Origin of the sequence: Streptomyces sp. NPDC005866 (assembly GCF_040629895.1) — a bacterium.
In the GTDB taxonomy this organism is placed as follows: domain Bacteria; phylum Actinomycetota; class Actinomycetes; order Streptomycetales; family Streptomycetaceae; genus Streptomyces.
On record NZ_JBEXWP010000020.1, the window covers coordinates 28,957 to 51,313 of the forward strand.

21 protein-coding genes are annotated in these 22,357 nt (G+C 71.8%); 12 read left to right on the forward strand and 9 right to left on the reverse strand.

The annotated features are described in order from the left end of the window. Window positions 1-54: 54 nt before the first annotated feature. Window positions 55-3,429 carry a pyruvate carboxylase gene (locus ABZ396_RS26880; protein WP_358925958.1) on the reverse strand — a complete coding sequence of 1,125 codons (3,375 nt, stop codon included), beginning with the start codon at window positions 3,427-3,429 and terminating at the stop codon, window positions 55-57. Between the two features lie 109 nt (window positions 3,430-3,538). After that, window positions 3,539-4,426 carry a hypothetical protein gene (locus ABZ396_RS26885; protein ID WP_358925956.1) on the reverse strand — a complete coding sequence of 296 codons (888 nt, stop codon included), beginning with the start codon at window positions 4,424-4,426 and terminating at the stop codon, window positions 3,539-3,541. A 232-nt stretch (window positions 4,427-4,658) separates the two neighbouring features. Here ABZ396_RS26885 and bla point away from each other — a divergent pair, with 232 nt between their 5' ends. The 7 genes from bla to ABZ396_RS26920 all read left to right on the forward strand — a co-directional run bounded on the left by bla (window position 4,659) and on the right by ABZ396_RS26920 (window position 11,120). After that, the gene (gene bla / locus ABZ396_RS26890; protein WP_358925954.1) at window positions 4,659-5,534 is read left to right on the forward strand and encodes a class A beta-lactamase; all 876 of its coding nucleotides are present in this window, start codon (window positions 4,659-4,661) and stop codon (window positions 5,532-5,534) included. 180 nt (window positions 5,535-5,714) lie between these two features. Then, complete coding sequence (locus tag ABZ396_RS26895; protein ID WP_358925952.1) at window positions 5,715-7,262, forward strand: ATP-binding protein; 1,548 nt, start codon at window positions 5,715-5,717, stop codon at window positions 7,260-7,262. Beyond that, on the forward strand, window positions 7,259-7,666 hold the full coding sequence (locus tag ABZ396_RS26900; RefSeq protein WP_358925950.1) for a roadblock/LC7 domain-containing protein: 408 nt from the start codon (window positions 7,259-7,261) through the stop codon (window positions 7,664-7,666). Before ABZ396_RS26895 ends, ABZ396_RS26900 begins: the two co-directional genes overlap by 4 nt. Then, window positions 7,663-8,010: a DUF742 domain-containing protein gene (locus ABZ396_RS26905; protein ID WP_358925948.1), complete on the forward strand. Its 348-nt coding sequence runs from the start codon at window positions 7,663-7,665 to the stop codon at window positions 8,008-8,010. The genes ABZ396_RS26900 and ABZ396_RS26905 overlap by 4 nt, the downstream gene beginning before the upstream one ends. Window positions 8,011-8,023: 13 nt before the next feature. Further along, on the forward strand, window positions 8,024-8,617 hold the full coding sequence (locus ABZ396_RS26910) for an ATP/GTP-binding protein (protein WP_358925977.1): 594 nt from the start codon (window positions 8,024-8,026) through the stop codon (window positions 8,615-8,617). Beyond that, entirely contained in the window at window positions 8,614-9,822 is a 1,209-nt protein-coding gene (locus ABZ396_RS26915; protein ID WP_358925946.1) for a cytochrome P450, read from the forward strand. Before ABZ396_RS26910 ends, ABZ396_RS26915 begins: the two co-directional genes overlap by 4 nt. Window positions 9,823-9,893: 71 nt before the next feature. Next, window positions 9,894-11,120 carry a cytochrome P450 gene (locus tag ABZ396_RS26920; RefSeq protein ID WP_358925944.1) on the forward strand — a complete coding sequence of 409 codons (1,227 nt, stop codon included), beginning with the start codon at window positions 9,894-9,896 and terminating at the stop codon, window positions 11,118-11,120. Here ABZ396_RS26920 and ABZ396_RS26925 read toward each other — a convergent pair. Together ABZ396_RS26925 and ABZ396_RS26930 are read right to left on the reverse strand one after the other, a co-directional pair. Next, window positions 11,117-12,280 carry an NAD-dependent formate dehydrogenase gene (locus ABZ396_RS26925; protein WP_358925942.1) on the reverse strand — a complete coding sequence of 388 codons (1,164 nt, stop codon included), beginning with the start codon at window positions 12,278-12,280 and terminating at the stop codon, window positions 11,117-11,119. The genes ABZ396_RS26920 and ABZ396_RS26925 overlap by 4 nt on opposite strands. A 106-nt stretch (window positions 12,281-12,386) precedes the next feature. Further along, window positions 12,387-13,319, reverse strand: a complete 933-nt coding sequence (locus ABZ396_RS26930; RefSeq protein WP_358925940.1) for a LysR substrate-binding domain-containing protein — start codon at window positions 13,317-13,319, stop codon at window positions 12,387-12,389. Window positions 13,320-13,545: 226 nt separating this feature from the next. Here ABZ396_RS26930 and ABZ396_RS26935 point away from each other — a divergent pair, with 226 nt between their 5' ends. Both ABZ396_RS26935 and ABZ396_RS26940 read left to right on the forward strand, forming a co-directional pair. Further along, the gene (locus ABZ396_RS26935) at window positions 13,546-14,535 is read left to right on the forward strand and encodes an aldo/keto reductase (RefSeq protein WP_358925938.1); all 990 of its coding nucleotides are present in this window, start codon (window positions 13,546-13,548) and stop codon (window positions 14,533-14,535) included. A gap of 47 nt (window positions 14,536-14,582) precedes the next feature. After that, on the forward strand, window positions 14,583-15,740 hold the full coding sequence (locus tag ABZ396_RS26940) for a PP2C family protein-serine/threonine phosphatase (protein WP_358925937.1): 1,158 nt from the start codon (window positions 14,583-14,585) through the stop codon (window positions 15,738-15,740). 78 nt (window positions 15,741-15,818) lie between these two features. Here ABZ396_RS26940 and ABZ396_RS26945 read toward each other — a convergent pair whose 3' ends face one another. Beyond that, window positions 15,819-16,397, reverse strand: coding sequence for a carboxylesterase family protein (locus tag ABZ396_RS26945; protein ID WP_358925935.1), 579 nt, complete (start codon window positions 16,395-16,397; stop codon window positions 15,819-15,821). 228 nt (window positions 16,398-16,625) lie between these two features. Here ABZ396_RS26945 and ABZ396_RS26950 point away from each other — a divergent pair, with 228 nt between their 5' ends. Beyond that, entirely contained in the window at window positions 16,626-17,411 is a 786-nt protein-coding gene (locus ABZ396_RS26950; protein WP_358925934.1) for an NPP1 family protein, read from the forward strand. A gap of 1 nt (window position 17,412) precedes the next feature. Here the strand turns inward: ABZ396_RS26950 and ABZ396_RS26955 are convergent, their stop codons facing one another. The 4 genes from ABZ396_RS26955 to ABZ396_RS26970 all read right to left on the reverse strand — a co-directional run bounded on the left by ABZ396_RS26955 (window position 17,413) and on the right by ABZ396_RS26970 (window position 20,003). Next, window positions 17,413-17,874 (reverse strand): SRPBCC domain-containing protein, encoded by a 462-nt coding sequence (locus ABZ396_RS26955; RefSeq protein WP_358925932.1) that lies wholly within the window; start codon window positions 17,872-17,874, stop codon window positions 17,413-17,415. Window positions 17,875-17,949: 75 nt separating this feature from the next. Next, window positions 17,950-18,765: an SAM-dependent methyltransferase gene (locus ABZ396_RS26960; RefSeq protein ID WP_358925930.1), complete on the reverse strand. Its 816-nt coding sequence runs from the start codon at window positions 18,763-18,765 to the stop codon at window positions 17,950-17,952. A gap of 124 nt (window positions 18,766-18,889) precedes the next feature. Beyond that, window positions 18,890-19,126 (reverse strand): DUF397 domain-containing protein, encoded by a 237-nt coding sequence (locus ABZ396_RS26965; RefSeq protein WP_358925928.1) that lies wholly within the window; start codon window positions 19,124-19,126, stop codon window positions 18,890-18,892. A 1-nt stretch (window position 19,127) separates the two neighbouring features. Continuing rightward, window positions 19,128-20,003: a helix-turn-helix transcriptional regulator gene (locus tag ABZ396_RS26970; protein ID WP_358925926.1), complete on the reverse strand. Its 876-nt coding sequence runs from the start codon at window positions 20,001-20,003 to the stop codon at window positions 19,128-19,130. 327 nt (window positions 20,004-20,330) lie between these two features. On the opposite strand from ABZ396_RS26970, the gene ABZ396_RS26975 reads away from it, so the two are divergent. Together ABZ396_RS26975 and ABZ396_RS26980 are read left to right on the forward strand one after the other, a co-directional pair. Beyond that, window positions 20,331-20,939, forward strand: a complete 609-nt coding sequence (locus tag ABZ396_RS26975; protein ID WP_358925924.1) for an ATP-binding protein — start codon at window positions 20,331-20,333, stop codon at window positions 20,937-20,939. 369 nt (window positions 20,940-21,308) lie between these two features. After that, a complete protein-coding gene (locus tag ABZ396_RS26980) occupies window positions 21,309-22,040 on the forward strand; it encodes a DUF6454 family protein (RefSeq protein WP_358925381.1) in 732 nt (243 codons plus the stop codon). Window positions 22,041-22,357: the final 317 nt, after the last annotated feature.

The following is a 22,357-nucleotide window of genomic DNA, read 5'->3' on the forward strand; positions in this document are numbered from 1 at the left end:
AGGAGGGGAGGGCCGGCACCGGCCGGCCCTCCCCTCCCACGCCCTGGCCCGGACTCAGGCGATCTCGACCAGCAGGTCGCCGCCCTCCACCTGCTGGATGCGGTTGATGGCGAGCCGGGAGATCCGGCCGGCCTTCGGGGCGGTGATGGTGGCCTCCATCTTCATGGCCTCGATCGTGGCCACCGTGGCGCCCGCCTCCACCTCCGCGCCCTCGTCCACGGCGAGGGTGACGACTCCGGCGAACGGGGCCGGGACATGGCCGGGGTTGGCGCGGTCGGCCTTCTCGGTGGCCGGAATGTCGGAGGCGGCCGCCCGGTCGCGGATCTGGATGGGCCGCAGCTGGCCGTTGAGGGTGGACATCACGGTGCGCATGCCGCGCTCGTCGGCCTCGCCGATGGCCTGGAGTTCGATGAGCAGCCGGACGCCGGGCTCCAGGTCGACCGCGTACTCCTTGCCCGGGCGCAGGCCGTAGAAGAAGTCCTTGCTGTCGAGGACGCTGGTGTCGCCGTAGGTCTGGCGGTGGGTCTCGAACTCACCCGTCGGGGCCGGGAACAGCAGCCGGTTCAGGGTCGCGCGGCGGTCCTTGGCGAGGCCCTCGCGGTCCTCGGTGCTCAGCTCCGGTGCCGGCTTGGCGACACCGCGGCCCTGGAGGGCCTTGGTGCGGAACGGCTCCGGCCAGCCGCCGGGCGGGGTGCCCAGCTCACCGCGCAGGAAGCCGATGACCGAGTCGGGGATGTCGAACTTGTCGGGCGTCGCCTCGAAGTCCTCGGGCTTCACTCCGGCACCGACCAGATGCAGGGCGAGATCGCCGACCACCTTGGAGGACGGGGTGACCTTGACGAGCCGGCCGAGGATGCGGTCGGCGGCCTCGTACATCGCCTCGATGTCCTCGAAGCGGTCGCCGAGGCCGAGCGCGACGGCCTGGGTGCGCAGGTTGGAGAGCTGACCGCCCGGGATCTCGTGGTGGTAGACCCGGCCGGTCGGGGAGGCGAGGCCCGCCTCGAAGGGGGCGTAGACCTTGCGGACGCTCTCCCAGTACGGCTCCAGGTCGCCGACCGCCTGAAGGTCCAGGCCGGTGGGCCGCTCCGAGTGGTCGGTGGCGGCGACGATCGCCGACAGGGAGGGCTGCGAGGTCGTACCGGCCATGGAGGCCACCGCGCCGTCCACCGCGTCCGCGCCCGCCTGGATCGCGGCCAGGTAGGTGGCCAGCTGGCCGCCGGCCGTGTCGTGGGTGTGCAGGTGGACGGGCAGGTCGAACTCGCTGCGCAGCGCCGAGACGAGCTTCGCGGCGGCCGGGGCGCGCAGCAGGCCCGCCATGTCCTTGACGGCCAGGACATGGGCACCGGCCTCGACGATCTGCTCGGCGAGCCGCAGGTAGTAGTCGAGGGTGTAGAGCCGCTCGTCAGGGTTGGACAGGTCGGCGGTGTAGCAGAGGGCGACCTCGGCGACCGCGGTGCCCGTCTCCCGGACGGCCTCGATGGCGGGGCGCATCTGGCCGACGTCGTTGAGGGCGTCGAAGATGCGGAAGATGTCGATGCCGGTGGCGGCGGCCTCCTGGACGAAGGCGTCGGTGACCTCGGTGGGGTACGGGGTGTAGCCGACGGTGTTGCGGCCGCGCAGCAGCATCTGGAGGCAGAGGTTGGGGACGGCCTCGCGCAGGGCGGCCAGGCGCTCCCAGGGGTCCTCGGCGAGGAAGCGGAGCGCGACGTCGTAGGTGGCGCCGCCCCAGCACTCCAGGGAGAGCAGCTCGGGCAGGGTCCGGGCCACCACGGGGGCCACCGCGAGGAGGTCCTTGGTGCGCACCCGGGTGGCGAGCAGTGACTGGTGGGCGTCGCGGAAGGTGGTGTCGGTGATGCCGATGGTCGGCGACTCGCGCAGCCAGTGGGCGAAGCCCTCGGGACCCAGCTCGACCAGTCGCTGGCGCGAGCCCGCGGGCGGCTCCGCGGCCGGCAGCGGGGGCAGCTTGGTGGTCGGCTCGATCAGGTGGGGCCGGTCGCCGTGCGGCTTGTTGACCGTGACGTCGGCCAGATAGGTGAGCAGCTTGGTGCCGCGGTCGGCGGAGGAGCGGGCGGTGAGCAGGTGCGGGCGCTGCTCGATGAACGAGGTGGTGATCCGCCCGGCCTGGAAGTCCGGGTCGTCGAGGACGGCCTGGAGGAAGGGGATGTTGGTGGCCACACCGCGGATGCGGAACTCGGCGACGGCACGCCGGGCGCGCCCGATGGCGGCCTTGAAGTCCCGGCCGCGGCAGGTGAGTTTCACCAGCATCGAGTCGAAGTGGGCGCTGATCTCCGTACCCGCGTGGGTGGTGCCGCCGTCGAGCCGGATGCCGGAGCCGCCGGGCGAGCGGTAGGCGCTGATGAGGCCGGTGTCGGGGCGGAAGCCGTTGGCGGGGTCCTCGGTGGTGATACGGCACTGGAGGGCGGCGCCGTGCAGCTTCACCGTGTCCTGCGACAGCCCGAGGTCGGCCAGGGTCTCGCCGGAGGCGATGCGCATCTGGGCCTGGACCAGGTCGACGTCGGTGACCTCCTCGGTGACCGTGTGCTCGACCTGGATGCGGGGGTTCATCTCGATGAAGACGTGGTTGCCTTCGCGGTCGAGGAGGAACTCGACCGTACCGGCGTTGCGGTAGCCGATCTCGCGGGCGAAGCGGACCGCGTCGGCGCAGATGCGGTCGCGCAGCTCCGGGTCGAGGTTGGGCGCGGGGGCCAGCTCGATGACCTTCTGGTGGCGGCGCTGCAGCGAGCAGTCCCGCTCGAAGAGGTGGATGACATTGCCCTCGTCGTCGGCGAGGATCTGCACCTCGATGTGGCGGGGGTCGACGACGGCCTTCTCCAGGAAGACGGTCGGGTCACCGAACGCGGAGGCCGCCTCCCGGGAGGCCTGCTCGATGGACTCGCGCAGCGCGGCCGGGTCCTCGACCCTGCGCATCCCGCGGCCGCCGCCGCCTGCGACGGCCTTCACGAACAGCGGGAAGCCGATCTCGTCAGCCGCACGGACCAGCTCGTCGATGTCGTTGGAGGGCTGGGAGGAGCCGAGCACCGGTACGCCGGCGGCGCGGGCGGCCGCGACCGCGCGGGCCTTGTTGCCGGTCAGCTCCAGCGTCTGGGCGCTGGGCCCGACGAACGTGATGCCCGCTTCCTCGCAGGCGCGGGCGAGTTCCGGGTTCTCGGAGAGGAAGCCGTAGCCCGGGTAGACGGCGTCGGCCCCGGCCCGCCGGGCGGCGCCCACGATCTCCTCGACGGAGAGGTAGGCCCGTACCGGATGTCCGGGTTCCCCGATCTCGTAGGCCTCGTCGGCCTTCATCCTGTGCAGCGAATTGCGGTCCTCGTGGGGGAACACGGCGACCGTGCGCGCGCCGAGTTCGTAGCCCGCGCGGAAAGCGCGGATGGCGATCTCTCCACGGTTGGCGACCAGCACCTTGCGGAACATCCCTGGATCCCTTCAGCCTGCCGGCGACAAACACCATGGTGTCAGCCGCGCCCTGCCGTAGCCCGCGCAACATTAGGGGTTGCCCGGACCGGCTGAAGTGCGAAAACCATCACATTGACGTCGTTGAGCACTTCGGCGGGGCGGCCGCGTGACTCATGGGGTTCGAGGGAAGCCGGGAGGGTTGAGGGGTCTCAGGGGAACCGGAACGACGGTACGGGTCGTGCGGTGGGTCGGGCCGGTGCACGGGTGGGCCGGAGCGGGGCGGGGTCGGCGGGGTGCCGAGGCGTTCGACGAGCCGGGCGGGGACCGGCAGCCGGCGGCCCTGCGGCAGGCCGAGGATGATCGCCGCGGCCACGGCGATCAGGTGCTCACGGCCGGCGAGGTTCGGTACGGCGATGGACTCCCACATCATCGAACCACCGGTCAGGACGAAGACCACCGGCGCACGGCGGGCCACGGCCACATAGGTGAACAGGCCCACCACGGCGGCGGACGGCCCCGTGTCGAGGATCCGGCCCGCCTCCGGGGGCAGGCCGAAGCCCCACCAGCCGGGGCCCAGCGCGACCATCACGCGGGCGGTCATGGTGCCGGCCAGGGTGGTGAGGTACGCGATGGCGAGGGTCCGGGCGCGCCCGAGGGTGAGTTCGGCGAGCGCGAAGGCGAGGAAGAGCTGGGTGATGCCGGCCCAGACCGGGAGGTCGAGCGCGGGGACGTAGAGCGAGATCGGGGTGCGCAGCAGGGACAGCCACAGGGGAAGGTCGGCGGTGACACCGCCGAGGTGCCACACCAGCCTTCTGCCGAAGGGGTGCTGGGCGATGTCGTGGAAGAAGATGACGCCGAGCGCGGCCACGAACGCCAGCACGATCCCGGAGAGACCACGCCGCACGAGCTGCCGTACCGGCTCCGCCGCGATGCTGTGCCATTCGTCGCGCAGCGAGCGCCGCACGAACCGGGCCGCACGCGCGGCCGCCGTCCCCCAGCTTCCGTTCCCCGTCATGAAAGGCATCGCCCCCTCGATACCGGCCCACGGCCTTCGGCCCTGCGCCCCTGAAGAGGCTCTCCGCTCCCCGGCCGTTCCACGCGTCATCGTAGAGACGTTCGGATCATTTGCGACGATGCGGGAGCTACTACTGGTCGAATACCGGCGTCGGGTTTATCACCCGTCCACGGCGGAACCCCCGCGGGCGCCATCGCGTCCCCCTCACCGAAACCTCGGTAAAGGAGTGGTAATGCAGAAGCCGTCGCGCCGTGTTGTGCTCACCGCGGCCCTGGGTACCGCACTGCCCGCCAGCACAACTCCGCACGCCACGAGCAGACTCCGTGCGCTGGAGCGCGAACACGGGGCCCGGCTGGGGGTGTTCGCCTGGGACACCGGCTCGGGGGCCCGGGTCAGGCACCGTTGCGGCGAACTCTTCCCGATGTGCTCGGTGTTCAAGATGCTCGCGGTCGCCGCCGTGCTGCGGGACCTGGACGAGGACGTGCTCAGCGAGGTCGTCCACTACGACGAGAGCGATATCGAGAGGTCGGGCGGTGCGCCCGTCACCGGGAAGTCCGAGAATCTCGCCGCGGGGATGACGGTCGCCGAGTTGTGCGGGGCGGCGATCTCGTACAGCGACAACACCGCGGCGAACCTGCTGCTGGAGCAACTGGGCGGGCCGGTGGCGGTGACGCGACTGTGCCGTTCGCTCGGGGACGAGGTGACGCGGCTCGACCGGTGGGAGCCGGCGCTGAACTCGGCGGAACCCTGGCGGATCACGGACACCACCACTCCCCTGGCCATCGGCACCAGCTATGCGCGGCTGGTCGTCGGGGGCGCCCTGGATCGCGCGGACCGGCAGCGGCTCACCGGCTGGCTGCTCGCCAACACCACTGGAGGTGAGCGGATCCGCGCGGGACTCCCCGCGGACTGGACCGTCGGCGACAAAACCGGAACGGGCGACTACGGCACCGCCAACGATGTCGCGATCGCCTGGCCCCCCGGCCGCGCCCCGGTCGTCGTCGCCGTCCTGTCCACTCACGCCGACCCCGCCGCCCAGGCCGACTCACCACTGGTGAAGGAGGCGGCCGCCGTCGTGGCGGACGCGCTCACGCGAGGCGATTCGTAAGATCGTTCACAGTCGGAACACAACAAGTCGCCCTTGCATGGCCACGCTTTCCTGCAAGAGGACAGGAACTGTTCTGTTCCGATCACCAACTCTCGTATAATGACGGCCAGTTCAGTACCGAGCGTCACTTCTCCTTCACCGGAACCGCATCCCTACCGCTCCGAGGACCAGACCGGACCGATGACCGCGCCCACGCATCCCGGCGATCGACCTGCCCTCCGTACGCTCGTTCCGACCCTCGCGCTGACCGCGGTGGTGTCGGCCCTCGTGGTCGTCGCCGCGGTGACCGCCGCGCCGGCCTCGGTCCGCACGCCCCTCGCCCTGGGGGCGAGCGCGGCCGCGCTGGTGCTGTGCGCCGCGGTGACCTGGGCCGTCCACTCGGCACGGGCGGCCCGCCGCGCCCGGCGCCGCCTGGAGACGGTGAGCCAGGACATCGGACGGCTGCTCCAGCAGCAGGCCCGCACGACCGAGGAGGCGCGCCAGGAGCAGCAGCGGCTGATCGACGAGCTGGCCGAGCAGCGCAGCGAGTTCGCGGACTCCTTCGAGCGGGAGCGGACGCGGATCCACGAGGACAGCGGCCAGGAACTGGACCGGTACCGGCAGGAGAACGCCCGGCTCACCGCCGAGCTGGAGCAGGCCGCCCGGGAGCGGGCCGCGGCGATCGCCGCGGCCGGCAACGCGGCCGGCCGGATGCAGGCCCTGGCCACCGCCACCCTGGCCGACCTGCGGGCCATGGAGGAGCGGCACACCGACGAGGAGGTGCTCGCCGACCTGCTGCACCTCGACCACCGCACGGCACAGGCGGGCCGGATCGCCGACTCCATCGCCGTTCTGACCGGGTCGCGGTCCGGCCGCCGCTGGGCGCGTCCGATCAGCATGGAGTCCATCCTGCGCGGTGCGATGGGACGCATCAGCGGCTACCGCCGGGTGCGGGTGCACTCGGTGAGCGAGGCGGCCGTCACCGGCCACGCGGCCGAGGGTGTCATGCACGCGCTCGCCGAACTCCTCGACAACGCTGCCAACTTCTCGCCCCCGACGGCCGAGGTCCATGTCTATGTGGAGGAGGTGCCGGCCGGGGTCATCGTGTCCGTGGAGGACAGCGGGCTGGTGATGGGCGAGGTGCAGCTGCGCCGGGCCGAGCGGGCGGTCGCGGGTGACACCTCCGGGCTGGGCGGTCTCACCGGTACCCGGCTCGGCCTTGCGGTGGTGGGCCGGCTGGCCGCCAAGCACGGTCTGAAGGTGTCGTTCCGGCCGTCGGCGCGCGGTGGCACCGGGGTGCTGATGCTGGTCCCGCAGGACCTGCTGACCCGCCCGGTCGCCGACGAACCCGCCCTGCCGAAGCAGCCGGATTCACCCGACCCGGTGCCGGCCCCGCCGGACCCGGTACCCGTGCACGAGTCCGCGGAGCCCGACGAGGACGAGGAAGGGCCCACCGGGCTGCCCAGGCGGCGCCGTGGCCGGACCCTCGCCGAGGCCGAGCGCAGGTCGGCGCCCCAGCCGGCCGAGCCGCACCCCGCGCCCGCCGCCGAGGACGCCCGGGTCCGCGCCGACCGCTTCAACAGCTTCCGCCAGGCCGTCCGCCCGGCCGCGCCCGGCTCCGCCGACGCCCCGGCAGCCCCGCACGCCCCCACCACCGCGCACGACCCGGTCCCCGCGCCCCACCCGGAGTCCGGCCCCGAGTCCAGCTCCCACCCGCACGCATACCCGGAAGGCGACACCACTTCATGACCGGCAGGACCACCGCCGACGACAAGCTGACCTGGCTCATCGAAGGCCTCCTGGAGCGCACCCCCGGTGCGCGGCACGCCCTGGTGCTCTCCCGGGACGGGCTGAAGCTCTGCCGTACTCCGGAGCTCTCCGTCGACCAGGCCGACCAGCTGGCGGCGATCGCCGCCGGCATCCAGTCGCTGTCGCACGGGGCGTCCGTCGAGTTCGGCGACGGCAGCGGTGGCGTGCGGTCCGCGATGACCGAGTTCTACGGGGGCGTGCTGTTCATCGTGGAGGCCGGCCAGGGCGCCCATCTGGCCGTGGTGACCAGCGAGGACGCGGACCCGGGGCTGGTCGGGCACAACATGAGCGAACTGGTCGAGCAGCTCGGCGAACACCTGACCGCGCAGCCCCGCACGTCATGAGCCGGCCCGGCAGGGACGACGCGCCCGACCGTCTGTACACCATCACGGGTGGCCGCAGCAGCTCCGGGCCTGACAGCCCCTTCGACCTGGTCACGCTGGTCGTCGCCGAGTCGGAGCCGGTCCCCGGCATGCAGTCGGAGCACGCGGCGATCCTGCGCCTGGCCGAGTTCCCGACCTCGGTGGTGGAGATCGCCGCGGAGCTGAAGCTGCCCGTGAGCATCACCAAGGTCCTGCTGTGCGACCTGCAGGCGGCCGGCCGGGTCAGTGCCCGCCATCCGTACCGGCCGGCCATCACCGACCCCGACATCCTGGAGCAGGTGCTCGTTGGACTCCGCAACCTCTGACGCGCGCACCCCGTTGGGTGCCTCCGCCGACCACGGTTTCAAGATCGTGGTCGTGGGCGGCTTCGGCGTCGGCAAGACGACCCTGGTCCGTTCCGTCAGCGAGATACGTCCTCTCAACACCGAGGAGACGATGACCCAGGCCGGCGAGGAGGTCGACGACATCCGCGAGGTGCGCGGCAAGTCCGCCACCACCGTCGCCTTCGACTTCGGCCGGATCGCCCTGGACGCCCGCAATGTGCTGTACCTGTTCGGGGCGCCCGGCCAGGAGCGGTTCTGGTTCCTGTGGGACCGGCTGTTCTCCGGCACCCTGGGCGCGGTCGTGCTCGTCGACACCCGGCGGATCGACGACTCCTGGTACGCCATCGACCGGCTGGAGAAGCACGGCACCCCGTTCGTCGTGGCCTGCAACGACTTCGGCGGGCCCGTGTACACGCCCGAGGACGTCCGCCACGCGCTCGACCTGGACCCGCACATCCCGCTGGTCAACTGCGACGCCCGGTCCCGGGAGTCCGGCAAGCAGGTGCTGATCACGCTGGTCCAGCACGTCAAGAACCGGTACGCCGGCCTGTCGGCGCCGGCGTACCTGCCCCGACAGGAGCTCGTGTGACCCCCGAAGCCGTGCCGCTCAGCGGCCCCCGGTTCCAGACCGAACCCGCGCGTCTGTACCGGGAGATGCGGCGCGAGCACGGCGCCGTCACTCCCGTCGTGCTCGACGGGGACGTGCCCGCCTGGCTGGTGCTCGGCTACCGCGAGCTGCACCAGGTGACCGGTGACCCGGTGCTGTTCAGCCGGGACTCGGATCTGTGGAACCAGTGGGACATGATCCCCGCCGACTGGCCGCTGCTGCCGATGATCGGCCGCAAGCAGCCGTCGATCCTGTACACCGTCGGCGAGCGGCACCGCGAGCGCGCCGGCATGATCAGCGACGCGCTGGAGGCCGTCGACCCCTTCGAACTGCGGGGCCACGCCGAGCGGTTCGCGGACGAGCTGATCGACGGGCTGTGCAGCAGCGGCGAGGCCGACCTGGTCGGCCAGTACGCGATGCTGCTGCCGGTGCGGGTGCTCGCGCAGCTGTACGGCTTCCCCGACGAGGAGGGCCCCGGCCTGGTCACCGCGCTCAACGACATGATCGACGGGCGTGAGCGGGCGATCGCCGGGCAGACCCATCTGGCCGCCTCCATGGCGCAGTTGCTGGCCGACCGCAAGGCGAGCCCGGCCGACGACGTGGTGTCGCGGATGCTCCAGGACAAGAGCGGGTTCAGCGAGGAGGAGATCGCCCAGGACCTAATGGTCATGATGGCGGCCGGGCACCAGCCGACCGCCGACTGGATCGGCAACTCACTGCGCCTGATGCTCACCGACGACCGGTTCGCGGCCTCCCTGTTCGGCGGCCGCAACAGTGTCGCCGAGGCGATGAACGAGGTGCTGTGGGAGGACACCCCCACCCAGAACGTGGCCGGCCGCTGGGCCTCCCGGGACACCCAGCTGGGCGGCCGCCGGATCCGCGCCGGTGACCTGCTGCTGCTCGGCCTGCAGGGCGCCAACTCCGATCCGCAGGTTCGCACCGACGCCTCCGCGCTGACCGGCGGCAACAACGCCCACTTCTCCTTCGGGCACGGCGAGCACCGCTGCCCGTTCCCCGCGCAGGAGGTCGCCGAGGTGATCGCCCGGACCGGTATCGAGGTCGTCCTCGACCGGCTGCCGGACATCGACCTGGCGGTGCCCGCCGACTCCCTCACCCGCCGGCCCTCGCCCTGGCTGCGGGGGCTGACCGAGCTTCCCGTCCGGTTCACGCCCGTACCCGCCCTGTAATTCACCACCGACGGTCAGGCGCAGCACCGATTGGCGCAGTACTCCGACCCTGCCCTGGGAGGCACGTCACGATGACGACCGGTACCGAACGCGCCCGGATCGCCCTCGACCCCTTCGTCACCGACCTGGACGGCGAGAGCGCGCGGCTGCGCGCCGCCGGTCCGCTCGCCGCCGTGGAGCTGCCCGGCGGGGTGCCCGTCTGGGCGGTCACCCGTCATGCCGAGGCCAGGGCGCTGCTCACCGACCCCCGTCTGGTCAAGGACATCAATGTGTGGGGTGCCTGGCAGCGCGGGGAGATACCGCAGGACTGGCCGCTGATCGGCCTCGCCAACCCCGGCCGTTCCATGCTGACCGTGGACGGCGCCGACCACCGCAGGATGCGTGCCCTGGTCGCGCAGGCGCTCACCCCGCGCCGGGTGGAGCAAATGCGGGAGCGGATCCAGAAGCTCACCCAGGACCTGCTGGACGCGCTCCCGGCGGACGAGGAGACCGTGGACCTCAAGGCGGCCTTCGCCTATCCGCTGCCCATGTACGTGGTCGCCGACCTGATGGGTATCGACGAGGCCAGGCTGCCCCGTCTGAAGGTGCTGTTCGAGAAGTTCTTCTCCACGCAGACCCCGCCCGAGGAGGTCGTCGCGACCCTCACGGAGCTGGCGCAGATCATGGCCGAGACGGTCGCCGCCAAGCGGGCAGAGCCCGGCGACGACCTGACCAGCGCGCTGATCCTGGCATCCGAGGACGGCGACCACCTCACGGACGAGGAGATCGTCTCCACCCTGCAGCTGATGGTGGCGGCAGGCCACGAGACGACGATCTCCCTGATCGTCAACGCCGTGGTCAACCTCTCCGCCCACCCCGGCCAGCGCGCCAAGGTGCTCTCGGGCGAGGCCGACTGGTCGGCGGTGGTCGAGGAGACCTTGCGCTGGTCCACCCCGACCTCGCACGTCCTGATCCGCTTCGCCACCGAGGACGTGCCGGTCGGCGGCAGGGTGATCCCGGCGGGCGACGCGCTGATCGTGTCGTACGCCGCGATCGGCCGCGACGAGCAGGCGCACGGGCCGAGTGCCGGGGAGTTCGACATCACCCGGGAGTCGAAGAACCGGCACATCTCCTTCGGCCACGGACCGCATGTCTGCCCCGGCGCGGCCCTGTCCCGGCTGGAGGCGGGCGTCGCGCTGCCCGCGCTGTACGACCGCTTCCCCGGCCTGGACCTCGCGGTACCGGCGTCCGAGCTGCGCAACAAGCCGGTGGTCACCCAGAACGACCTCTTCGAACTGCCGGTCCGGCTCAATCCCTAACGGGGGTTGACCGAGTACGACTTGGCTCCCGTGCCGGCCAGCGCACCGCCGTCGACGATCAGGTACTCGTCGCGGATCGGCCGGCCGGCGAGCCAGGACTCCAGGATCTCCCTGGTACCGGCCGCGTAGCGGGCCTGCGCGGAGAGGGTGGAGCCGGAGATGTGCGGGGTCATGCCGTGGTGCGGCATGGTGCGCCACGGGTGGTCGGCGGGCGCGGGCTGCGGGAACCAGACGTCGCCCGCGTAACCGGCCAGCCGGCCGCTTCGCAGGGCCCGGTCGACGGCGTCGCGGTCGGCGATCCGGGCCCGCGCGGTGTTGATCAGGTACGCGCCGCGCTTCATCGTGCCCAGCAGGTCGTCGCCGAACAGGCCCTCCGTCTCGGGGTGGAGCGGCGCGTTGACGGTGACGACGTCGCAGTGCGGGACCATGGCGGCCGCGCTCTCGTGGAAGGTCAGGTTCAGCTCGCGCTCGAGGGACTCGGGCAGCCGGGTGCGGTCGGTGTAGTGCAGCCGCACGTCGAAGGGCGCGAGGCGGCGCAGCACCGCGAGTCCGATGCGGCCGGCGGCGACGGTGCCGACGTGCATGCCCTCCAGGTCGTACGAACGGCTCACGCAGTCGGCGATGTTCCAGCCGCCGTCGAGCACCACCCGGTGCGAGGGCAGGTAGTTGCGGACGAGCCCGAGGATCATCATCACCACGTGCTCGGCGACGCTGATGCTGTTGCAGTACGTCACCTCCGCCACCGTCACCCGGTGCGCGATGGCGGCGTCGAGGTCGACGTGGTCGGAGCCGATGCCGGCGGTGACGGCCAGCTTCAGGTTCTTGGCGGCGGCCATGCGCTCCGGGGTGAGGTACGCCGGCCAGAACGGCTGTGAGATGACGACGTCCGCGTCGGCCAGCTCACGGTCGAAGACCGACTCCTGCCCGTCCTTGTCGGAGGTGACGACGAGGGTGTGGCCGGCCTTCTCCAGGAAGGAGCGCAGGCCGAGTTCGCCGGAGACGCTGCCGAGGAGATGGCCGGGGGTGAAGTCGATCGCCTCGGGGGTGGGGGTGGTCTGGCCGCCCGGGTAGTGATCGATGACGGGGATGCCGTCACGGGCGTAGCCGGTGGGGTAACCGTCGGTCGGGTCGTCGTACAGGACACAGAGCACCTTGGCCATGATGGCGGCTCCTCAACTCCGTTGCGGATGCTGTTGCCTTCACGGTCCTCGGGGTCAACTGCGCAGGTCAAAGCGAACTTTGTTATGTAGTCATAGCCCGGGCCTATCAGTCGCGGCCGTCCAGGTGGGCGGTCAGCCGGCTGTCGAGCGCGTCCCGCAGCCGCGCCTGGCGGGCGACCTTCACCAGGGCCTGGGCGAGCACGGACTGCGGTTCGCTGCGGGCGACCACCAGGCCCACCCGGGGTCCGTGGGCCGGTCCCTCCAGGGGGACCACGCGCATGCCCGCCGGCACGCCGAACATGTGCAGCCAGGCGTGGGAGATGACGCTGGACCAGCGGCCGCCGGGGAGGTGGGCGTAGAGGCCGGCCACACTGTCGGACTCGATGGCCGGGACGGGTGCGGCGCCGTCGGCGGCGAAGCACTCGTCGATGATCCGCCGGTTGCGCATCCGCGGCCCGAGCAGGCACAGCGGGAGGGCGGCGGCCTGGGACCAGGTGGCGGTGACCGTGTCGCCGAGGGGACCGCCGACCGGGGTGAGCAGCACATAGCGCTCCTCGTAGAGCGGGAAGCGGCGGACCTGCCGCAGTTCGTCGTCGTCCAGGTACGTCATGGCCGCGTCCAGCTCGAACTCCACGAGGCCGCGCCGGATGTCGGCGGACGACAGGGACTCCATGGCAACCCGGGCGTGCGGATGCCGGTCGCAGAAAGGGCCGGTGAGCAGCGAGGCGACGGGGACCGCGGTGGGGACGATCCCCAGGCGCAGGGTGCCCGTCAGACCGTCCCGCAGCGCCGACAGCTCTTGGCGCAGCGCGTCCCGCTCGGCGAGGATGCGGTGCGCCCACGCCAGCACCACCTCGCCCTCGGGGGTCAGGCCCTCGTAACGGCGGCCCCGGCGCACGATCGGCACGCCGAGTTCGTGCTCCAGCCGGCGTATCGCGGCGGACAGCGAGGGCTGGGAGACATGACAGGCGGCGGCCGCCCGGGCGAAGTGCCGTTCCCTGGTGAGCGCGACGAGGTATTCGAGCCGGCGCAGCAGCACGCGGCCTCCCGGGAGGGCTCGGCGACGGATCGACGGCGGTCGCCGTCTGCGGGTCTACGTGTACCGGACGGGAAGCACGGACCGGGAACGCGGGGCTTGAGCGGCCATTTGACATCGAGTGCGCTCGAAGCCGTAGCGTCGAGAGCTCCTCCGGACGGGGCCCGCCCCGCGGAACGCCGCCCGGAACCGGAGCCAGACCCGAGCAGAAACGAACGGAGGGAGTGACATGCGACAGCGGAGTCTGCGAGACCTTCAGGTGAGCAGCATAGGCCTCGGCTGCATGGGAATGTCCGCCTTCTACGGCACCACGGACCAGGACGAGGGCGCGCGGACCATCCACCGCGCGCTGGAACTCGGCATCACCTTCCTCGACACCGCGCAGCTGTACGGGCCACTCACCAACGAGACGCTGGTCGGCGAGGCGATCCGGGGGCACCGGGACGAGTACGTGATCGCCACGAAGTTCAACCTCCGGATGGACGGCGCCGTCCCCGGCGACATGAGCACCGTCGGCCCCCAGGACGGCTCGGCCGAGCACGTCCGCAGTTCGGTCCACGGCTCGCTCCAGCGTCTCGGCACCGACTACATCGACCTGTACTACCAGCACCGCGTCGACCCGAACGTGCCGATCGAGGAGACCGTCGGCGCCATGGCCGAGCTGGTCACCGAGGGCAAGGTGCGGCACATCGGGCTGAGCGAGGCGAGCCCCGAGACGATCCGGCGGGCCCACGCGGTCCACCCGGTCGCGGCCGTGCAGACCGAGTACTCGCTGTGGACGCGCGACCCGGAGGACGGGGTCCTGCCGACCTGCCGGGAGCTGGGCATCGGGTTCGTCCCGTACTCGCCGCTGGGCCGTGGCTTCCTCGCCGGCCGGTTCTCCTCCCTCGACGACCTCGACGCGAACGACTGGCGCCGCACCGGCCCCCGCTTCACCGGCGACAATCTGGAGACGAACCTGCGGCTCGCCGGCAAGGTCAAGGAGATCGCGGCGGAGAAGGGCGTGACACCGGCCCAGCTCGCCCTCGCCTGGGTGCTGGCCCAGGGCGACGACATCGTCCCGATCCCGGGCACCAAGCGCCGTACCTACCTGGAGCAGAACGCCGGCGCCGTCGACGTCGAACTGACCAAGGAGGACCTGGACCGCATCGACGCCGAGGTCCCGAAGGCGGCGGGCGAACGCTACAACGAGGCCGGAATGCGCAGCGTGAACCTCTAGGTCCGCGCGCGGTGGCCGCTCGATCGGGGGTGGCGCACGCTGGTGGCATGAGGAGCCGGCAGAGCGGTGCGGCGGGCCTGCGACAGTCATGGCAGTCGTCGCACGCGCTGCTGCTGCTTCCGGTCCTGCTCATCGTGGTGATCACGGTAGTGGACCTGCGCTCGCCCTTGGACATCCATCTGGGCCCCACCCTGGTCATCGCCCCCGCGCTCACCCCGTCCTTCGCCGGTCCCCGGACGACCGCGCTGATCGGAGCGCTGGCGGTGACGGCCCAGGTGGTGATCGCCGTGTTCCACGGCGGGCTGACCACCGCGAACCACATCGTGCAGATCATCACCCTCACTCTGCTCTCGGTGATCGTGGTGGTCTACAGCGCGGTCCGCGAGCAGCGCCGCGCCCAGCTGGCCCAGGTCCGCACGGTCGCCGAGGCCGCACAGCACGTGCTGATGTGGCCGCTGCCGGAGCACATCGGCCCGCTGCGGATCGCCTCGCTGTATCTGGCCGCCGAGGACGAGGCACAGATCGGCGGCGATCTGTACGCGGCCACCCTGCGCAGCGGCGAGGTCCGGGTCCTGATCGGCGACGTGAGGGGCAAGGGTCTGCCGGCGATCGGGGAGGCGGCGTTGCTGCTCGGCGCCTTCCGGGAGTCCGCCCACCGGCATGTCACCCTGCTGGACCTGGCGACCGCCCTGGAGCAGAGCGTGCACCACTACACGGCGGACCTGGAGCCCCCGGAGGAGGCGGGCGAACGGTTCGTCACCGCGCTGCTGGTCGAGATCCCCGACGAGGACCCGGTCACCCGGATGACCAGCTGCGGCCATCCGCCGCCCCTGTTGCTGAGCCCGGGGCACGCGGTCACCGTCCCGAGCCTGCATCCGTCGCCGCCGCTGGGAGTGCCCGGCGCGGGCGGCGCCGACCACACCCTGGACGTGTTCTCCTTCGAACCGGGCGACACCCTGCTGCTCTACACCGACGGGGTCATCGAGGCGCGGGACGGGCAGGGCCGCTTCTACCCGCTCGTGGAGCGGGTCGCGCAGTGGACCGACGCCGCTCCCGAGGCGCTGATGCACCGCATCCGGCGCGACCTCCTGGCGCACGTGGGCGGTCATCTGGATGACGACGCGGCCCTGATCGCCCTGCACCGTACCGCGACTACCACGCACCGCCGCCACGGCATCCGAGGCCACGGCACCGCCCGGCCGTGAACGGCCTCAGGACCCGGGCTCCGTCGCCTCGCTCCCCCGGTCGTCAGGACTCCCTGCTCTGTGACTCCAGGTAGGTCCTCAGGAAGGTGAACCTCGCGTCGCTGTCCGCCACTTTGACCGTGCCGAAGCCCGCCCCGAGTCCCATCGCCCCTGGGAGTTCCAGGGGCGGTCGGTGCTGTAGAGGTAGCCGAGCAGGTGGTAGATGTCGGCGCCCTGGGAGGAGCCGGTCACGTCGGTGCCGGTGACCGGGCCGTCGCCCGAACCGGTCGCCGCCTTCCAGATGTTGAGGTTCAGGCAGTCCTCGCCGAGCCGGGACACCTGGTCGCCCGGGATGCCCGTCACCGGCTGCGGGCAGGCCCGGCCCCAGGAGTCGGCGGCGCGCACGCCGTTCCAGGACGGGGCCGGTTGCGGCGGGCGCCAGCGGTTGGCTCCGGCGGTGGAGGCGGCGTACGGGACGCCCTTGTAGACGGTGACACGTCGCACGCCGCCCTGGACTCCGGTGACCCGACCGGACTCCGTGGTGACCGGGTCGGCGTCGGCCGCGTTCCGCGCCGCCTCGGCCGGGGTGGGCAGCGTGCCGAGCAGCCCGGCCGCGGCGACGGTGCCGAGGAAGCCGCGCCGGTTCAGAGCGGCCGAGGGCATGTGTCTGTCGATCACCGGGCTCCGTCTCGGGTGTCGGGGGGTGCGCCGACGAGCAGACTGGCGCCGTTCCGGATCGCGCGGCGAGCGCCGACGGGCTACTCACAGAAGGTCAACAGGGACTGACCGCAGCGGAGTTGGGCCAGCTGTTCAACCGGTTTTGCGCCAAAGTTCAGTCCTACAGGTGGTCTCGACCACTGGCTCCCTGCCAGACTCCGCATCGCCTTTCAGAGACAGGGAGTCGACATGCCCGACCTGCAATCCCCCACCCGCAGACGGCCGCTCCGCAAGGCCCTCGCCGCCGCTCTCGGCGCCCTCGCGCTGGTTGTCGCCGTGCCCGCCACCGCGCACGCCGATGTCCTGACGCTGCTGCCGCAGAACGCCGACGGACTGGAGCAGACGTTCTCCCCGGCCTACGACTACGACGGCGACGGCTGCTACACCACCGCCGCGATCGGCGCCGACGGCACCCTCAACCCCGGTCTTGCGCTCGGCGGTGACGTCAACGGCCACTGCCACGACTACGCGCAGTTGGCCAACGCCAACACGTACTCACGCGAGAAGTGCAACAACGGCTGGTGCGCGGTGATGTACGCCAGCTACTTCGAGAAGGACCAGGCGACGTACGGGCCGCTGGCCATCGGCCACCGGCACGACTGGGAGCACGTCATCGTGTGGATACAGAACGACCAGGTCCAGTACGTCTCGGTGTCCCAGCACAGCAGTTACCAGGTGGCGGCCGCCTCGGCGATCCGGTTCGACGGCACCCACCCGAAGATCGTGTACCACAAGGACGGCCTGTCCACTCACGACTTCCGCTTCGCCAACTCCAACGACGACCCGCCGGAGAACGCGACCGGCGGCTGGTTCTTCCCGCGTCTGGTGGGCTGGAACGGCTACCCGGCGGGCTACCGCGACAAGCTGATGAACGCGGACTTCGGCCAGGCCACCATCAAGATCAAGGACGGTTCCTTCGAGTCCAACCTGGCCTACTCGATGCCGTCCGGGATCGCGTTCGACCCGAACGCCTGAGTCAGGCGAGGCCCTCGACGAGCCGGGCCAGGTTGTCGAGGGCCATCCGGGTGCCCAGTTCGTTGTCCTCGGGGCGGACGCCTTCGGGGATGCCCTCGTGCAGGACCTCGACGTCGGTGCCGCCACCGGCCGCGGTGAGGGCCGTCGTCATCGTCATGGTGCCGCGCACGGTGTCGTCCCCGGTCTCGAACTCGATCACCTCGACGACGAGCCGGTCCGGGACCAGCCGGGCGAAGTGGCCCCGGTAGGTGTCGGTGTGCCCGCCGGACTTCCCGGCGCGGCCGGGGTCGTCGTAGTCGAGGGACACCCGGAACTCGCCGCCCTCCCGGGCGTCGAAGGCATGGACCCGGGCGGTCATGCCGTCGGGCGACCGCCAGGCGGCGACCGCCTCCGGGTCGAGCAGCGCCCGGTAGACGGCGGCCGGGGGCGCCTGCACCCGGCGGGTGACGCGCATGCTGTTCATGACCTCACGGTACCCGTGAGACGCCCGTGCCGGGGCCGGGAAGGTGAGCCGGGCCCCGGCACGGAGTCGGGTGGGTCACGGCTTGCGGGCGACCGCTCCGTACATCGCGATGTCCTCGTCGCGGATGCCCTGTTCGCCGGTGCCGTCCGGATGCCACTTGTGCACCTGGACGATGCCCGGCTCGACCAGCTCCAGGCCCTCGAAGAACTCGTGGGCCTCGTCGATGGTGCGCAGCCGCATCGGCATGTTGCGGGCCGCGTACTCGCGGGCGACCCGGCCCACCTCCTCGGGCGCGAACTCGGCGGTGCCGATGGACATCGCCAGGTAGCTGCCGGAGGGCAGCGGTTCCAGCAGCCGTCGTACGACACCGACCGCGTCGTCCGCGTCGAGCATGAAGTGCACGATGGCGATCACGGTGAGCGCCACCGGCTCGCCGAGGTCGAGGGTGTCTCGCAGCTCGGGGGCGTCGAGGATGGCCGCCGGGTCGCGGAAGTCCGCCTCGATGTACGCCGTCCTGCCCTCGGGCGTGCTGGAGAGCAGGCCCTGGGACAGGGTGAGGACGATGGGGTCGTTGTCCACGTAGACGACCCGGGAGTCGGGGGAGACCGCCTGGGCTATCTCGTGGAGGTTCGGGGAGGTGGGGATGCCGGTCCCCACGTCCAGGAACTGGCGCATCCCCGCCTCCTCGGCGAGCCAGCGCACGGCGCGGTTCATCCAGTCGCGGTTGGCGCGCATATGGACCGGGAGCGCGGGCCACTCCCGGGACATGGCGTCGCCCGCCTCCTTGTCGGCGGGGTAGTAGTCCTTACCGCCCAGGATGTAGTCGTAGATCCGGGCGGAGTGCGCGTTCTCGGTGTCGATGCGGTCGGGCGGCCATCCGTTGTCGGGCAACGCCGTGTCTCCCATTCGGGTGAGGGGGTGCGGGGGGACTTCGGGGTGGTGCGCAAAGGGGGTGGTGCGGGTGTGGGTGGTCGTTGAACGATCAGCTATAGCAAGGTAGTTCCGGCAGCACGGCTCACATGAGGAAGTCGGCGTCACCCGCTTTCACACCGGCCAGGAAACTGGTCATCTCGCGGGGTGTGAAGACCAGCGCCGGACCGTCGGGGTCGGTCGACTGGCGTACCGCGACCCGGCCGTCGGCGAGCTTCTTCACTTCCACACAAGCGCCGCCGGCGTCGTCGCTCCACGGCTTGGACCAGCCGCGCGCGCCGAGTTGCCGGGACGGAATGCCGTTGTGTACGGGGTGGTGCACGTCAGAGCTCCTCGCGAATCGCACCGAGGATGGCCTCGGTCTTCCTGGCGGGCGCCGCCTGGGCGCCCAACCGGTCCAGGGCCTCGCGGTAGACCACGACGTCGTCGCTCTTGTCCAGGTAGACCGCGCCCACCAGGCCGTTGAGATAGACGATGTCGGGCAGTTCGCGGGCCCGGAACCGGAAGAGGTGGTACGCACCCGCGCGCATCGCCGGGTGCGGGCCGTTGGTGAACGGCATGATCTGCAAGGTGACGTTGGGCAGCCGGTTGATCGCGATGAGATGGTCGATCTGGGCGCGCATGACCCCGGCGCCGCCGACCGGCCAGCGCAGCACCGTCTCGTCCATCACGACCCACAGCCTGGGCGGCGCCTCGCGGGTGAGCAGCTCCTGGCGGCGCATACGCAGCGCCACCCGGCGCTCGGTGGCCTCGGCCGGCGCGTGCGGGTTGCCCGCGCCCAGCAGGGCGGCGGCGTACTCCCGGGTCTGCAACAGGCCGTGCACGAACTGGTTCTCGTAGGCGCGGATCTGCAACGCGGCCTGCTCCAGGCTCAGGTACGCGGCGAACCAGTCCGGCATCACATCGCGGTAGGTGTGCCACCAGCCGCGCTTGTTGGCCTCGCGCACCGACTGCATGAAGGTGTCGAGCTCCTGGCGGTCCGTCACGCCGTAGACCTGCAGCAGCTTCTCGGCGTCGGCCAGCCGGAGCCGGGCCACCTTGGCGGCCTCCATCCGGCGGATCGTGGAGTGGCTGACCCCGATCGCGGCGCCGGCCTGCTCGTAGGTCAGGCCCGCCCGGGTCCGCATCTCCTCCAGCTGCCGGCCGAGGATCATCCGCAGGACGGAAGGGGCACCGCCCCAGTCGGTCTCCGAGGTCACGCCCTACCCCCTCACACCAGGTTTCAGGGTCACCGTCTCACGCGCTCGTGATCGGTACACGGACTCAGTCGATCACTTCTTGTCGGGAGCAGCATGCACTTCACTTCTTGCAATTTTCAACTTGCCGGTTGCGAGGCGATGTTGGCAGATGCCACAGTGGACCTACTGCTCCGACCGACCAAGGAGCAGGCGAAGCAGTGCAGTTGGGGGAGACTGAGCTGCGATCCAGTGTCGTCCAGGCACGGGACGTCGTCTGCCCGCGAGCGGCCCGGGGCGGAGCGACCGCTCAGCCCCCACGCTGCGAAGCCGGACGAAAGGCGTACGGCGATGGCCCCGCCCTCTCTCCCCCAGCCGCTCGACCGACTACCCGACGACCGGATACCCGGCCTGCCCCGACCGGCCCTCGCGGCCGGTGCCGAGGGCCCGCACCACCCGTCGGACGTGACGGGCATCTCCCGACCACCCGGAGGCGAACGCCTCGGTCGACTCCCTGGGCCGCAAGGCCTCGGCCCGTTCGCCTCTGGGGACCGGCCCACCCCGCACAGCCTGGCGTTCGACCTGGCGCCGACGCCCCGGGCGGTGGGCAACGCCCGCCGCAGCGTGGGCGAGCTGCTGGCCTCGTGGGGCGTGTGCCAGGAGGCCTGCGACAACGCTGTCCTGGTGACCTCCGAACTGGTCACCAATTCGATCGTCCATTCGGCCGGCCGGCGGATCATATGCCGGGTGCACGCCGCGCCCGGCCGGATCCGTATCGAGGTCGAGGACCAGAGCAGGAGCTTCACGCTCCCAGCGCCCCGGCAGGCCAGACCCGACGAGCAGAACGGGCGCGGACTGTTCCTGGTCGACGCGCTCAGCCTCGACTGGGGCGTCACGGTCGCACTGGAGGGATCCTCCGCACGCGTCGTCTGGGCCGAGCTGTCGACGGCACCGGACTGACCTCCCAGCCCCCCACATCTCAGAAAGCCCGTCGTCTCATGAACCATCCCCCCACTCCTCACCCCGCCGCCGACCCGTCCTGGACCCGCACCCGTCCCAAGCCCGGCCCGGAACAACCCCACACCACCCCGGCCGGCTGACCCCCTCACCGCTCCCTGGCCCGCCCCGCGGCCCCGGGCCTCGCCAGAGGCCGGGGCGCGGGAGCGGGCCTCTGTGTGCCTGGCGGAGCAACACCGCCGCCGCGCAGCCGACGCGCCGCAGCCCTTCGCCGAGGGGACCGGCGGGCGGGGCGCGCCCGGCACGGGATGCGGCCGCCGGGGTCGCGCCGCATGATCGGGAGAAGGGCCCGAGGCGGAAGGCGGCACCTCGATGAATCCGACGGTCGACGAGGCCATCGCCCGCGTGGCCAGGGCCGCCCAGTGGGTCCTCGTGGACACGGTTCCGCTGGATTTCGCCTGCCACCACCCCCAGGGCATGGACCGGGCCGGCGGCAGCTTCTTCGTGAGCAGCGCCGAGATCCTGCGGCCGGCCGAGCTCACCGCGGGCCCGCACGGGACGTCGTACACCCCGGGCACGGGCCGAGGGCACCTCTTCGAGATGAGCGCGCGGGGCCGGCTGCTGCGGCACTGGGAGCTCGGCGAGGACACGGTCTATCACGCGGGCGGTCTCACCCACGACGGGCAGTTCGTGTGGGTCGCGGTGGCCGAGGACCGGCCCGACTCGCGGTCCATCGTGTACCGCCTTGACCCGGCGACCGGCGAGGTGGAGGAGATGTTCCGGTACCCGGACCACCTCGGCGGCATCGCACGTGACCCCGAGACCGGTCTGCTGCACGCCGTGACCTGGGGTGGCCGGCGGGTCCTGGTGCTGTCCACGGACGGCGAACCGGTCGGCGGGGCCCCCTTGCCGAACCGCCACGTAGACGTCCAGGACTGCGCGACGGTCACCGCCCTCTCCCGCGCCGGGCGCGCGGTCACCGTCAGGGCCGTGGACTTCGAGGTCGCCGACGCCGGCCGGCTCCGGCTGTACGCACTGCCCCATGACTCCTCGGCACCGGGCAAGGCGCGTCTGCTGGTCCTGGAGGCCGCGCTGCACCGCTGACGCTCCGCGCGCCGCGGTGCGCTCCCCGCCCCGTCCCGGCTGTCCGGGGCGAGCCGGGCGGCGGCGGCAGAGCAACGCGCTCACATCCGGTCCGGCACCCGGCAGGAGAGGCGATGGGCGGCCCGTCTAGCCCTGGGCCGGCGGCGGCCGTGGAGTCGCACGCCCGCGCACGGTCCCTGCCCGGCCGCGTCCCTGCCGCGTCCCTGCCGATGCCGGCCGGTGTCAGCAGTCCCACCCCGGTGACGGCAACCGGGGTCCGCCGCTCGGCGGCGCCTGTGGTCACGAGCTGCACGGCCGCTGACCATCCGCGGAGCGGG

What these genes read in the sequence shown, in the direction of transcription:
- ABZ396_RS26925 (WP_358925942.1), bottom strand. Translation starts at nt 12,280, where the DNA reads ATGGCCAAGGTGCTCTGTGTCCTGTACGACGACCCGACCGACGGTTAC.
- ABZ396_RS26920 (WP_358925944.1), top strand. Translation starts at nt 9,894, where the DNA reads ATGACGACCGGTACCGAACGCGCCCGGATCGCCCTCGACCCCTTCGTC.
- ABZ396_RS26885 (WP_358925956.1), bottom strand. Translation starts at nt 4,426, where the DNA reads ATGACGGGGAACGGAAGCTGGGGGACGGCGGCCGCGCGTGCGGCCCGG.
- ABZ396_RS26950 (WP_358925934.1), top strand. Translation starts at nt 16,626, where the DNA reads ATGCCCGACCTGCAATCCCCCACCCGCAGACGGCCGCTCCGCAAGGCC.
- ABZ396_RS26980 (WP_358925381.1), top strand. Translation starts at nt 21,309, where the DNA reads ATGAATCCGACGGTCGACGAGGCCATCGCCCGCGTGGCCAGGGCCGCC.
- ABZ396_RS26880 (WP_358925958.1), bottom strand. Translation starts at nt 3,429, where the DNA reads ATGTTCCGCAAGGTGCTGGTCGCCAACCGTGGAGAGATCGCCATCCGC.
- ABZ396_RS26955 (WP_358925932.1), bottom strand. Translation starts at nt 17,874, where the DNA reads ATGAACAGCATGCGCGTCACCCGCCGGGTGCAGGCGCCCCCGGCCGCC.
- ABZ396_RS26935 (WP_358925938.1), top strand. Translation starts at nt 13,546, where the DNA reads ATGCGACAGCGGAGTCTGCGAGACCTTCAGGTGAGCAGCATAGGCCTC.
- ABZ396_RS26975 (WP_358925924.1), top strand. Translation starts at nt 20,331, where the DNA reads ATGGCCCCGCCCTCTCTCCCCCAGCCGCTCGACCGACTACCCGACGAC.
- ABZ396_RS26895 (WP_358925952.1), top strand. Translation starts at nt 5,715, where the DNA reads ATGACCGCGCCCACGCATCCCGGCGATCGACCTGCCCTCCGTACGCTC.
- ABZ396_RS26940 (WP_358925937.1), top strand. Translation starts at nt 14,583, where the DNA reads ATGAGGAGCCGGCAGAGCGGTGCGGCGGGCCTGCGACAGTCATGGCAG.
- ABZ396_RS26905 (WP_358925948.1), top strand. Translation starts at nt 7,663, where the DNA reads ATGAGCCGGCCCGGCAGGGACGACGCGCCCGACCGTCTGTACACCATC.
- bla (WP_358925954.1), top strand. Translation starts at nt 4,659, where the DNA reads ATGCAGAAGCCGTCGCGCCGTGTTGTGCTCACCGCGGCCCTGGGTACC.
- ABZ396_RS26900 (WP_358925950.1), top strand. Translation starts at nt 7,259, where the DNA reads ATGACCGGCAGGACCACCGCCGACGACAAGCTGACCTGGCTCATCGAA.